The organism is Kitasatospora sp. NPDC088391 (assembly GCF_044753345.1).
Lineage (GTDB): Bacteria > Actinomycetota > Actinomycetes > Streptomycetales > Streptomycetaceae > Kitasatospora.
In genome coordinates this window covers 48,985-61,045 of sequence record NZ_JBIVNB010000016.1, presented here as the reverse complement: position 1 = coordinate 61,045, position 12,061 = coordinate 48,985, and the positions used below count along the sequence as shown (strand labels likewise).

Here is a 12,061-nt window from a genome sequence, read left to right as displayed (position 1 = left end):
CCGCCGGAGTGCGCCCCTCGTGTGCCCGCGCCACCCCGGACGCCCCCGCCTCGCGGGGGCGTCCGGCCGTTCCCGGCGGCGGTCCGGCGATCATGCAGGTCAGTGGGGGTGCGGGTGACCCGGGGGCGCCCGAAACGCTCTTCGCGCCGCCAATCCTCCCGAGGGCAAGGTTCACCTGATTGGGTGCAGCGTGCGTTCCAACGGCCCTACCGGGCCCGGAACGATCTAGTGTTCCGGAGGCGGTCGGGAACGCGGCGCGAGCAGCACGGCAGACCCCCGTCGGCACCTTCCGCTTCCTATTGCCAACGCCCTATCACGTTCACGGATCTGACGGTTCGTCAGGTGCCGTGCGAGACGAATGGAGAGCCCGGCCCGATGTCCGTGGACAGCAGCCCGGAGACTCAGCAGGCGCAGCGCCAGCAGACCAGCCTCACCACCGCCGCGGCCCGCAACCTGGCCACCACGACCAAGTCCGCGCCCCAGATGCAGGAGATCACCTCCCGCTGGCTGCTGCGGATGCTGCCCTGGGTGCAGACCTCCGGCGGTACCTACCGGGTCAACCGGCGCCTTACCTACACGGTCGGCGACGGCCGGATCGAGTTCATCCAGACCGGCGGCGACGTCCGGGTCATCCCGCAGGAGCTGGGCGAACTCGCCCTGCTGCGCGGCTTCGAGGACGACGAGGTGCTGACCACCCTCGCCGACCGCTGCCAGCAGCGGGAGTTCCGGGCCGGTGAGGTGCTGGTCGAGCGCGGCACCCCGTCCGACAAGATCCACCTGATCGCGCACGGCAAGATCAACCAGGTCTCCACCGGCAAGTACGGCGACGACGCGGTGATCGGCGTCCTCGGCGACGGCGACCGGTTCGGCGAGAACGCCCTGCTGGACGCCGACGCGACCTGGGACTACACCGCCACCGCCAAGACCAACGGCACCCTGCTCACCCTGAGCCGGGCCGACTTCGAGACCGTGCTGGCGCTCTCCGAGAGCCTGCAGGCCCACATCCGGGACTTCGCCAGCCTGCCGCTGCAGCGGCAGAACGAGCTGGGCGAGGCCGAGATCGCGCTGTCGGCCGGCCACGAGGGCGAGCACCTGCTGCCCACCGCGTTCGTCGACTACGAACTCAAGCCGCGCGAGTACGAGCTCTCCATCGCGCAGACCGTGCTCCGGGTCCACTCCCGGGTCGCGGACCTGTACAACCAGCCGATGAACCAGATCGAGCAGCAGCTGAAGCTCACCGTCGAGGCGCTCCGCGAGCGCCAGGAGCACGAGCTGATCAACAACCGCGAGTTCGGCCTGCTCTCGAACTGCTCCTTCGACCAGCGCATCCAGACCCACTCCGGCCCGGCCACCCCCGACGACCTGGACGAGCTGCTGAGCCGCCGCCGCGACTCCGAGTTCTTCCTGGCGCACCCGAAGGCGATCGCCGCCCTCGGCCGGGAGTTCAACGCCCGCGGCATCTACCCGGACACCGTCGACATGCAGGGCCACAAGGTCCCGGCCTGGCGCGGCGTCCCGATCCTGCCCTGCAACAAGATCCCGATCACCAAGGAGAACACCACCTCCATCCTGGTGGTCCGCACCGGCGAGGACAACCAGGGCGTCATCGGCCTGCACCAGACCGGCATCCCGGACGAGTACCAGCCCAGCCTGTCGGTCCGCTTCATGGGCATCGACGAGAAGGCCGTCATCAACTACCTGGTGACCGCGTACTACTCGGCCGCCATCCTGGTGCCGGACGCCCTCGGCGTGCTGGAGAACGTGGAGATCGCGCACCGCTGAGCCGCGCTCCGCAGACCGTTCCGCGGACAGCAGTGACGGCCCGCCGCCGGCCGTAACCAAAAGGCGGCACACCACGTTGAGGGTGCGTCGGATTGATCATGCCGGTCCGTTTCTGCCCATCGGGCGGAAAGGCGGCGGATCGTCCGGCGCGCCCTCGACTGCGCTCCGGCCGCCCCGGCCGTACCCGAAGCGGCGAGCGCCCCGCTGTCCCGCTCACCGCCCCGGCCCGCCCCCGGCCAGTCGCCCACAGCCATCGGAAGGTTGGACCACGCCCCATGCAGCGCAACGACCGGCCGCCCGCCGGTGACGGGACGGCCCCCGTGGCCTTACCACTCTCCAGACCCGACGGCCCGCCGATCCCCCCAACGGCCCGGTCCGGTGCCCGGCGGGGCGCCCGCGCCGCAGCCGCGCTGGCCGGGGTCGCGGTGGTGTGCGCCGTGCTGACCGGCGCCGCGCAGGCCGCGTCCGTCGCCCACGACCGGGACGACCACCGGCTCGACATCTGCGTCAAGGTGCACACCGCGGTCACCGCCGGGGGCGTGCACGTCGAGGTGGACGCCGGCGGCGGGGCGAGCGTCCCGCTCCGGCCGCAGGGCGGCGGCGGTCACGGTGGGCACGGCGACGACGATGACGGCGACGATCACGACGGGCACGGGCACCACTGCCATCCCCCCACGCCGAAGCCGACCCCGAAGCCGACGCCCACGCCCACCCCCACGCCGAAGCCCACGCCGACGCCGAGTCCGAAGCCCACCCCGACCCCCACGCCCACCCCCGCGCCGCGGCCGCCGACGCCCGCGCCGCCGGTGCCGCCGAAGCCTTCGCCGGTCCCCGTGCTGCCGCCGGTCCGCACCCCGGTGCCGCCGCCCGCGCCCAGCCCGGAGCCGCCTTCGCCGCCGCCCGCGAGCCCCGCGCCCGTGCGGCCCGCGCCGAAGCCGTCCGTGCACCTGCCGCCGCCGCTCCAGCCCGCGGCCGCACCCAGGCACAAGGCCGTGCCGACCACCACCACGATGCTGGTGGTCACCGTGCCCGCGGTGCTCGCCGCCGCGGCGCTGCGCCCGCGCGGCAAGGCCGGTGGCACCGGTGGCGCCCGCCGCGGCCGCTCCTGACGGAGCGTCGGCCGCGCGGCGCAGCGCCCCTTCCTTCCCGTTCTTCAGGTCGAACGAGTCGAACGATTCGAACAATTCAGGAGAGGAACCGTCATGCCCGAATGGCTGGCACTCGCCCTTGTGATGGCCGGCGCCTGCCTGGTCGTCGTCGTGGTCGTGCTGCTGAGAAGTCGTAGAGCCGCCGAGGACGAGGACACCTCGGAGACGCCCGACGTCATCGAGTACATGACGATGATGATCGGCGTGGTCTATGCCATCGTGCTCGGCCTGGCGATCGCCGGCGTCTGGGAGTCCCGGGCGTCCGCGCAGGACGACGTGCAGCGCGAGGCCCAGGCCCTGCACGAGATCAGCGCCCGCGCGGAGGTGTTCCCCGCCGACTTCCGCGCGGTGGTGAACAAGGACGTCGACGCCTACGTCAGCTTCGTGGTGAACAGCGAGTGGCACCACATGCGCGTCGAGGGGGAGATCTCCCCGGAGGGCGACGACCTGCTCGCCAAGCTGCGCACCGACGTCGCCACCCACGCCTCGGAGAACGACAACCAGGCGCAGGCGTACCAGGCGATGATGGAGCGGATCGCCACCGTCGACGAGGCCCGCACCTCGCGCGGCGGGAACGTCGGCCCGACCATGCCCGGCGTGGTCTGGTTCGGCCTCATCATCGGCGCGGTGATCACGGTGGGCATGGTGTTCGCCCTGCAGATCCGCCGCTCGGCGCGCGAACTGATCCTGGCCGGCACCTTCGCCGCGCTGATCGGGTTCCTGCTGTTCCTGATCTGGGACTTCGACGACCCGTTCGGCCGGGGCATCTCCGTCACCACGGACCCCTTCCTCAGCCTGTTCCCGTCACTGGGCGGCTGAGGCAGCGGCCGGCCGAGTCGGCCCGGTACCCCCGGGAGCGGCCCGCACGGACCGTCCGGTCGCAGCCGGCGGAACGTGCGGGCCTTTCGACGGGGACACCCGTCCGGGGGTATCCGGGCGGGTCGGCCGTGCGGGGCCGGTTCCCGGTCTAGGCTGGACGAAGGTCGCCCGACGCGGCGGGACGGGGGTTCCGGGGTTCCGGTCCGGCGGCCGACGGGGAGCCGCGCGGATCGCCGCCGCCACGGCGGGGCGGGCGCGGCACGGGGAGAGCACCACAGAGGGGAAGAAGCAGCGCATGGGGGAGTGCACGGGGGAGCGCCCGGAGGACCGGACGGCGGACCGACCGGTGGACCGGTCGGCGGAGGAGTGGGCGAAGGGCCCGGGGCAGTCGGCCCCCACCGGACCGGAGCGGCCGGAACGGTCGGAACGGTCGGAGTGGCCGGGGGCGGCCATCGGCAAGTACGCGCGGGTCGAACGGGAGCGCCGCTTCCTGCTGGCCGGGGCGCCGTCGCCGGCCGCCGTCACCGTCGCCCGCCGGATCACCGACCGGTACGTGACCGGCACCCGGCTGCGGCTGCGCCGGATGGAACGGCTGGACACCGGCGAGTGCGCGTACAAGCTGACCCAGAAGCTCCCGGCGCCGCCGGGGGCGGGCGCCGGCGCGGTGCAGGGCCTGATCACCAACCTGTACCTCTCGGCGGAGGAGCACGCGCTGCTGCTGACGACGCTGCCCGGCCCCGACCTGGTGAAGACCCGGTTGAGCGTCGGCCCGCTCGGGGTGGACGCCTTCGAGGGGGCGCTGCGCGGACTGGTGCTCGCCGAAGCCGAGTTCGAGTCCGCCGAGGATGCAGAAACGTTCGTTCCACCGCCCGGCTGCCTCGCCGAACTCACCGACGACCCGCGGTTCACCGGCGGTTCGCTGGTCCGCACCGAACGGGAGCAGTTGCGCAACTGGCTCGCGGAGTACGGCCTCCCGCTGGCCTGAACCGTACCGGTGCCGTCGCACACATCTACAGTAAAACTGTACATAGCACCGGGGGAAACCTACGCTGAACCCCATGAGCGAAGAGCCCGACGCCGCGCCGTCCGCCCTGCGCGCCTCCCAGCAGGTGCGCTCGGTGATCGGCAAACTGCGCCGCCGGATCCGCGCGGCCACCGGCATCGGGGACTTCACGCTCACCCAGGCCGCCGCCGTGGGGCGGCTGTTGGACAGCGGCGGCCACGGGCTGACCACCAGTGACCTGGCCGCCGCCGAGGGCATGCGCCACCAGTCGATGGCCACCACCATCGCCGCGCTCGCCGACCAGGGGCTGGTGGAGCGCCGCCGCGACCCCGGCGACGGGCGCCGACTGCTGATCGCCCTCACCCCCGAGGGACGCCGCCGCGGCGAGCAGGGGCGCCGGGCCCGCGGCGAGTGGCTCGCCGCCGAACTCCGCACCAAGTGCACCGAGGAGGAACGGCAGACCGTGATCGCCGCGATGGCCGTCCTGGAACGCCTCGTCCAGGAGTGACCGGCCGTACCGCCGCCGCCGGGTGACGCCGCCGGGTGACGGGGCGTCAGGACGGGCGGCCGCCGGAGGCCGCCAGGCCGTCCAGGTAGTCGCGGACGTGCACCAGCAGGCCGTTCCTGACCCGCAGCACCAGCAGCCCGGTCATCGTGAACTCCCCGCGCCCACCCGCGAGTTCACCGCGCACCGTCTGCTCCACCAGCAGGACCTCCGGGTCGTCCGCCGAGCGGTGCAGCCCCGTTTCGACGATCTCCCTCGGCCGGGCCGGTGTCGCCGCCCACGCCGCCGCGTACCCGGCCCGGACGGCCTCCCGCCCCTCGAAGCGCTCCGGGAACCCGGGGAAGCGGAACGGGAACTCGTGCACCGCGTCCGGCGCGTAGAGCGCGGCCAGCGCGTCCGCGTCCAGGTCGAGCATCGCCCGCCGGTAGCGGGCCAGGACTTCCGAAGCGGTGGGCACGGACACAGTGGACTCCCCCGAGCAGTGCGGCGGAACCCCCGCCGACGGTGACAGCACGACCATCATGACAGCCCGTCGGACGTTCCTCCCAGGACGAACGGCACCGGCGGACACCCGCCGGGCCGGAGCCGGGGGCGGGGGAGAATGGCGGTATGGAACTTCCCAGGGAGATGCCCGAGCTGGCGGCCGAGCGCGGGTACCGGCTGCGCGGGTGGCGGGAGGCGGACACCGGGTTGCTGCGGGAGGCCGCGGCGGACCCGTACATTCCGCTGATCACCACGGTGCCCGCGCCGTACGGGGAGGCGGCGGCCGCCGCGTTCCTGGAGCGGCAGTGGCGGCGGACGGAGATCGGGACGGGCTACCCCTTCGTGCTGGTCGACCCCGAGGGGCGGCCGGTCGGGAACGTCGGGCTGTGGGTCGCCGACCTCGCGCTGCGCGGGTGCGCGTCCACCGGCTACTGGCTGGCCCCCTCGGCGCGCGGCCGGGGCGCCGCCGGGATCGGGCTGCGCGCCGTCAGCAGGTGGGCGCTGGAGGAACTCGGCATCGCCCGGCTGGAGTTGCACGTGGAGCCGTGGAACGCCGCCTCGCTGCGCACCGCCGAACGGTCCGGCTACCGGCGGGCCGGGCTGCGGACCGCCCACCAGGAGATCGGCGGCGAACCGCGCGACATGTGGCGCTACGTCAGACCGTGACCGCGGTGGACGACGGTGCGGACCGGGGCCCGGCTCCCACCGGGGAGAACGCGGCCCGGGCGGAATATCGGGATGATCGCGGAGCCGTCCGTGCCTATGCTGCCCCGGTGACAGACCTTCAGGAGACCGTGGACGAACCGCTGCTCGCCCCCGTGGAGCTGGTGATCTTCGACTGCGACGGCGTGCTGGTGGACACCGAGCGGATCGCGGTCCGGCTCCAGGTGGAGATCGGCGCCCAACTGGGCTGGCCGCTGTCCGCCGACGAGGTGGTGGCCCGGTTCATCGGGCGGACGCACGCCGCGATCTGGCAGCAGGTCCGCGACCGGCTGGGCGCCGAGGCCGCCGCCGAGTGGGAGCGGCGCTTCGAGGAGCGGCACCGGGAGCAGGTGGACGCCGGACTCACCCCCGTCGACGGCATCGCGGAGGCGCTGGCCGGGCTCGACCTGCCGTACTGCGTCGCCTCCAGCGGCAGCCACGAGAAGATGCGGCACACCCTCGGCCGGACCGGTCTGTACGAGCTGTTCGAGGGCCGGATCTTCAGCGCGAGCGAGGTCCCCCGGGGCAAGCCCTTCCCCGACGTCTTCCTGCACGCCGCCGCCCGGACGGGCCACGCCCCCGCGGCGTGCGCCGTGGTCGAGGACAGCCCGAACGGCCTCGCGGCCGGCCGGGCCGCCGGCATGCGCTGCTACGGCTACACCGGCGGCCCGACCGGCGCCGCCCTGCGCGCCACCGGCACCGGCGCCGTCCTCCTCGACGACCTGCGCCGCCTGCCCGCCCTGCTGCACGCCGTCGCGGCCCGGCCCGCCGCCTGACGCACCGTCCGCACGACCGACACCGCCGACCCACCACACCGAGGGGGAACGACGCATGGCCGCACCGCACCTGCCCGCCGGCTACACCGCGCACCCGATCGACCCGGCGGCCGACCGGCCCCGGCTGCAGGCCCTGGCCGCGGCCTGCCGGACCGTGCTCGACCCGGACGCCACCGCCGACCCCGACGCGCTCGACGCCGTCCTGAAGCGGGACGGCCTCGACCCCGCCGCCGACGTCGTCCTGGTCCGCGCACCCGGCGGGGACCTCGCCGCCTGGGCCTGGACCGACCGCCGCACCGCCGTCGCCGTCCACCCCGGGCACCGGGGCCGGGGACTGGGAGCCGCCCTGCTCGACTGGACCGAACGGCGCGCCCGCGAACGCGGCGACAGCCTGCTCACCCAGACCGTCGACGACCGCGACCCCGCCGCCGTCGCCCTGCTGCAGACGCACGGCTACCGGCCCAGGGCCACCAACTGGCTGCTGGAGATCCCGCTCGACGACACCGAACTCCCGCCCCCGCCCGCCGGGGTGACGGTCCGCCCGTTCCACCCCGACGACGCGCACGCCGTCCACCGCCTCTCCGACGCGGCCTTCGGCGACTGGCAGGAGCGCAGCAAGCCGTTCGAGGAGTGGGCGGCCTTCCACCTCCACCGCGAGAGCTTCGCCCCCGACCGCTCCCCGCTGGCCCTGGTCGACGGCCGGGTGGTCGGCGCCGCCCTGTCCCTGGTCCGCCCCGGCAGCACCGACGGCTACGTCGAGACCCTCGCCGTCGACCGGGAGTTCCGCCACCGCGGCATCGCCCGCCACCTGCTCCGGTACAGCTTCGCCGCCTGCCGGCGCGCCGGGCTCGCCCACGGCACGCTGTGGACCCACTCCGGCACCGGTGCGCTCGACCTCTACCTGAAGATCGGCATGACGGTGCGCCGCGCCACCTCCGTGGTCGGCAAGGACCTCACCACCCCCTGACGGCACGTCAGCCCAGCAGCGCCCGCAGCCGCGCGGCCTGCCGGGACACCGTGTCCGGCGGGTTGTCCCGCAGCCCGGCCGGGCCCGCGCCCAGCAGCACCAGCCACAGCAGCGCGAACAGCCGGCGGCACACCAGCAGGCGGCGCGACTCCGCCGCCGACAGCCCGAACCGCGCCACCAGCTCCGCCCCGTCCAGCACCGCCCCCGGGTGGACCCACGCCGACACGTGCTCCAGCAGCTCCGCCAGCTCGTACGGGCGGTCGCTGCGCCCCGAGTCCTCGAAGTCGACCAGCCGGACGTCCGCCCCGTCCCAGAGGAAGTTCGCCAGGTTCCCGTCCGCCTGCCCCAGCACCGGCCGGGTCGCCAACCCGTAGGCCCGCAGGTCGGGTTCGGCGACCGCCAGCCAGCGCAGCCCCTCGGCCAGGGCGCGGCGCTGCTCCGGGTCCGCGGGCGGCGGGGCGGCCCCGGCCCGGGCCCGGATCGCCGCCACGGTGTGCGGCACGTCCCAGCGCCGGGCCGGCAGCCGGGCCGCGACCTCCGCCGGGACGGCCCGCAGCAGCCGGTCCACCGCCCCGGCCAGCGCGTCCAGCCGCTCCGGCGTCAGCGCGCCCCCGCGCAGCGGCACCCCCGGCAGCCGGGACATCGTCACCACCCCGTCCGCCCGGGCGAGCGGGCGCGGCGCCAGCCCCGGCGCGTACCGGTCCAGCAGGGTCAGCGCCCGCCACTCCCGGGCCGCCTCGCCGTCGGCCCCCGGGCGGAAGCGCTTGCGGACGGTCTCCGGCCCGAGGTCGAGCAGGTGGGTGCTCCAGGGCGGGGTCTGCGAGGTCATGGCGGTCCGTCGGCTCCCGGGGGCGAGGGCCAGGGAACCGGCCCGGTCGGGGGACGCGCGCCCGGACGGGGGCGCGCATCACTAAGGTGGGGATACCCGTGACGGACGAAGGGGGAACGGCAATGGTGGGTACCGAACTGGCCGAACTGGCGGCGGCGGGCGCGACCGCGATGGCGGGCGCCGTGGCGACCGACCTGTGGGCGCAGGTCCGCGACCGGGTCGGCCGGCTGCTGACCCGGGGCCGGGAGGGCCGGGTCGAGGCGGCCCGGCTGGAGGTCGACTACGCGGAACTGCTGGACGCCGAGGAGCGGGAGCAGCCCGAACTGCGGGCCAGGGTCGAACGCGACTGGGAGCAGCGGCTGCTGGCCGTCCTCACCGCGCACCCCGACGCCGCCGTCGAACTGCGCGAACTGCTGGAGACCCTGCGGCCCGGGCCCGGCACCCGGGTCGAGGTCAACCACATCCACAACGAGATCTCCGGCGGCACCCACGGCATCACCCTGCAGATCGGCAAGGTCGGCACCATGAACCAGGACAACCACCTCACGGACCCGGGCCGGGGCTGAGCCCTCAGCCCTCCCGGTCGAGGGCGGCCAGCAGGTCCGGGCCGGACCAGCGCGGCGGCGCCTGCGCCGCCTCGGCGGCCCGGACCAGGGCGTGCAGGCGCCGGTTGGCCGGGGCCGGCAGGCCGTGACGCTCCGCCAGGGCGACCACCTCGCCCTGCAGTTCGTCGACCTCGGTCGGGCGGCCCCGCTGCAGGTCCTCCCACATCGAGGAGCGGGCCTGCGCGTCCACCCGCAGGCTCGCCGCCGCGACCCGGCGGAACACCCCGTCCGGCAGCCCCAGCACGGCGGGCGTCCACGGCGCGGGCACCGGCCCCAGCCGGGCCGGCAGCAGGCCCGCGGCCCGGAACGCCGCCAGCGCCTCGCGCTGGCAGCGGGCCAGCACCAGCCGGTACGGGCGGCTGCCGAGCTGCTCGCGCAGCGGCAGGCCGGACAGCGCGTTCACGGCGTTGTTCAGGTTCAGCAGCAGCTTCGCCGCCTGCACCTGCGGCATGTCGGCGCGGGCCTCCACCGGCACCCCCGCCGCCCGCGCCACCCGCCCGAACGGGGCGGCGGCGTCCGCCCGTTCGAGCATCAGCCGGCCCTCGGTGCCCTGGTGGAACGAGGCCGGGCCGGTGCGCACCACGTTGTACGGCACCATGCCCGCCAGCACCCGGTGCCCCGGCAGGCCCGCGCGCAGCACCTCCGCGTTGTGCAGCCCGTTCTGGAAACTCAGCACCACCGTGCCCGGGGACAGGTGCGGGGCCAGCAGCCGGGCCGCCTCCGCCGTACCCGTCGACTTCACCGTCACCAGCACGTAGTCGGCGCCCGCCACCGCCGAGGCGTCCACCGCGGTGCGCGGCCGGGCGTGCAGCCGCCGGTCGCCCGGCCCGGTCACGGTCAGGCCCTCCCGGTCGAGTTCGGCCATCGCGGCCGCCCGCCCGACCAGCGTCACATCGGCGTTCGCGGCCAGCGCCCCGCCCAGCCGGCAGCCGATGCTGCCCGCGCCGAACACGGCGATCCGCAACGGCAGGGGACGGTCCTCGGACACCGGCGGCTCCTTCGACATCGGCACGGCCCAAGAGGCTACCGTCCGGTCATCGGAGCGGGGAGACCGGGAGCCGAACCCGCCGTCCTGACGGTCCGTCAGCGGCCGGCGGCCAGTCGTCGGCTGTCGGCCGTCAGTCGTCCGCGGGCACGTGCCGTTCGGCGACCAGCGCGGCGACGTCGTCGTCGGCCGGGCCGCCCGCGTAGCGGTGCAGGTCGCGGCGGAGGCGGTCGAGCAGGACGGGGGAGGGCTCCGCCGTCCAGTGGGCCAGGCGTTCGGTGAGCGGGTAGAACTCGCCGCGCCGGTCCCGGGTCTCGCTGACGCCGTCGGTGTAGAGCAGGATGCGGTCGCCGGGCCCGAACGGCACCGTCTGCGGGTGGTAGTCGGAGGACACCAGCGCCGACAGGTTCAGCGGCGGCAGCGGCGCCTCCGGCTCGATCGGCCGGACCCCGTCCGCCCGGACCAGCAGCGGCGACGGGTGCCCGCAGTTCAGCAGCCGCGCCTCTGGCCGGTCGCCCGGGATCTCCAGCAGCACCGCGGTGGCGAACCGTTCCGCCGCGTCCGGCGAGGACGCCCGCTCCGCGTAGCGCCGCAGCCCCGTCTCCAGCCGCCCCGCCAGCTTCGGCAGGTCCGGCGCGTCGTACGCGGCCTCCCGGAACGAGCCCAGCAGCGCCGCCGCCGTCTCCACCGCCGGCAGCCCCTTGCCCTGCACGTCGCCCAGGATGATCCGCACCCCGTACGGCGTCCGCACCGCCTCGTACAGGTCGCCGCCGATCTGCGCCTGCGCGGCCGCCGCCCGGTAGTACAGCGCCAGGTCGACGCCGTCGATCCGGTCCGGCAGCGGGCGCAGCACCACCTCCTGCGCCGTCCGCGCCACCGAGCGCACCAGCGCCAGGTCCCGTTCGCGGCGCACCCGCATGCCCGCGGTGTACGCGGCGGCCAGGCTGACCGTCAGCGTCGCCGCGATCACCGAGGTGCCCGAGGCGCCGATCCGGCCCTCCCGCAGCAGCGCCAGCACCACCTCCGCGACCACCGCCAGCGTGCCGATCACCAGCGTCCCGAGCGGGCCCCAGGTCGCGGCGGCGAGCGCGGGCGCGGCCACCACGAAACGGTCGTAGCGCTGCCCGGCCGGGGTCTCGGCGTCCGCCGCCGCCGACAGGGCGATCAGCAGGAACGGCGAGAACCGCACCAGGGAGGTCAGGAACGGGAAGGCGTCGGGCCGGTCCGGTTCGTCGGTGATGGTGGGCATGACCCGTCGAACGCTACCCCCGGGGCCCGGCCCGGCGCGGGAGGCGCGGCAGGGCGGTGATCGAAAGGACGCGGCGGACGGTGACCGGGAACCCGACGCCGCCTCAATGTCCGCCGCCGCCATGCCGCCCGGCCCGCCCGTGGTGCACCGCCCCATGGGCCGCCGCCCGCCCCGCGCCGATGATTCACCGCGAACCGTGCCCGGCCAC

Annotated in this window: 13 protein-coding genes; 9 read left to right on the top strand and 4 right to left on the bottom strand. The window is 75.2% G+C overall.

The genetic code is table 11. The features are described from left to right. Window positions 1-375 precede the first annotated feature (375 nt). The 5 genes from ACIQBJ_RS32885 to ACIQBJ_RS32865 all read left to right on the top strand — a co-directional run bounded on the left by ACIQBJ_RS32885 (window position 376) and on the right by ACIQBJ_RS32865 (window position 5,260). The gene (locus tag ACIQBJ_RS32885; protein WP_400718069.1) at window positions 376-1,782 is read left to right on the top strand and encodes a family 2B encapsulin nanocompartment shell protein; all 1,407 of its coding nucleotides are present in this window, start codon (window positions 376-378) and stop codon (window positions 1,780-1,782) included. A 320-nt stretch (window positions 1,783-2,102) separates the two neighbouring features. Next, window positions 2,103-2,891, top strand: coding sequence for a hypothetical protein (locus ACIQBJ_RS32880; protein ID WP_400718066.1), 789 nt, complete (start codon window positions 2,103-2,105; stop codon window positions 2,889-2,891). 93 nt (window positions 2,892-2,984) lie between these two features. Continuing rightward, entirely contained in the window at window positions 2,985-3,749 is a 765-nt protein-coding gene (locus ACIQBJ_RS32875) for a hypothetical protein (protein WP_400718064.1), read from the top strand. A gap of 295 nt (window positions 3,750-4,044) precedes the next feature. Continuing rightward, complete coding sequence (locus tag ACIQBJ_RS32870) at window positions 4,045-4,734, top strand: hypothetical protein (RefSeq protein WP_400718061.1); 690 nt, start codon at window positions 4,045-4,047, stop codon at window positions 4,732-4,734. 73 nt (window positions 4,735-4,807) lie between these two features. Beyond that, on the top strand, window positions 4,808-5,260 hold the full coding sequence (locus ACIQBJ_RS32865; RefSeq protein ID WP_400718059.1) for a MarR family transcriptional regulator: 453 nt from the start codon (window positions 4,808-4,810) through the stop codon (window positions 5,258-5,260). Between the two features lie 46 nt (window positions 5,261-5,306). Here the strand turns inward: ACIQBJ_RS32865 and ACIQBJ_RS32860 are convergent, their stop codons facing one another. After that, a complete protein-coding gene (locus ACIQBJ_RS32860) occupies window positions 5,307-5,714 on the bottom strand; it encodes a nuclear transport factor 2 family protein (RefSeq protein ID WP_400718057.1) in 408 nt (135 codons plus the stop codon). A 152-nt stretch (window positions 5,715-5,866) separates the two neighbouring features. Between ACIQBJ_RS32860 and ACIQBJ_RS32855 the strand changes: the two genes are divergently transcribed. The 3 genes from ACIQBJ_RS32855 (at window position 5,867) to ACIQBJ_RS32845 (ending at window position 8,185) form a co-directional block, all read left to right on the top strand. After that, window positions 5,867-6,406: a GNAT family N-acetyltransferase gene (locus ACIQBJ_RS32855; protein ID WP_400718054.1), complete on the top strand. Its 540-nt coding sequence runs from the start codon at window positions 5,867-5,869 to the stop codon at window positions 6,404-6,406. A 107-nt stretch (window positions 6,407-6,513) separates the two neighbouring features. After that, on the top strand, window positions 6,514-7,218 hold the full coding sequence (locus tag ACIQBJ_RS32850; RefSeq protein ID WP_400718050.1) for an HAD family hydrolase: 705 nt from the start codon (window positions 6,514-6,516) through the stop codon (window positions 7,216-7,218). A 55-nt stretch (window positions 7,219-7,273) separates the two neighbouring features. Then, window positions 7,274-8,185, top strand: a complete 912-nt coding sequence (locus ACIQBJ_RS32845) for a GNAT family N-acetyltransferase (RefSeq protein WP_400718048.1) — start codon at window positions 7,274-7,276, stop codon at window positions 8,183-8,185. 7 nt (window positions 8,186-8,192) lie between these two features. Here ACIQBJ_RS32845 and ACIQBJ_RS32840 read toward each other — a convergent pair whose 3' ends face one another. Further along, a complete protein-coding gene (locus ACIQBJ_RS32840; protein ID WP_400718046.1) occupies window positions 8,193-9,014 on the bottom strand; it encodes a phosphotransferase family protein in 822 nt (273 codons plus the stop codon). 122 nt (window positions 9,015-9,136) lie between these two features. Between ACIQBJ_RS32840 and ACIQBJ_RS32835 the strand changes: the two genes are divergently transcribed. Further along, on the top strand, window positions 9,137-9,580 hold the full coding sequence (locus ACIQBJ_RS32835; protein ID WP_400718044.1) for a hypothetical protein: 444 nt from the start codon (window positions 9,137-9,139) through the stop codon (window positions 9,578-9,580). Window positions 9,581-9,584: 4 nt separating this feature from the next. On the opposite strand, the gene ACIQBJ_RS32830 is transcribed toward ACIQBJ_RS32835, so the two are convergent. Together ACIQBJ_RS32830 and ACIQBJ_RS32825 are read right to left on the bottom strand one after the other, a co-directional pair. Next, window positions 9,585-10,607 carry a 2-dehydropantoate 2-reductase gene (locus tag ACIQBJ_RS32830; protein ID WP_400718042.1) on the bottom strand — a complete coding sequence of 341 codons (1,023 nt, stop codon included), beginning with the start codon at window positions 10,605-10,607 and terminating at the stop codon, window positions 9,585-9,587. Between the two features lie 130 nt (window positions 10,608-10,737). Then, a complete protein-coding gene (locus ACIQBJ_RS32825; protein WP_400718040.1) occupies window positions 10,738-11,853 on the bottom strand; it encodes a PP2C family protein-serine/threonine phosphatase in 1,116 nt (371 codons plus the stop codon). Window positions 11,854-12,061: the final 208 nt, after the last annotated feature.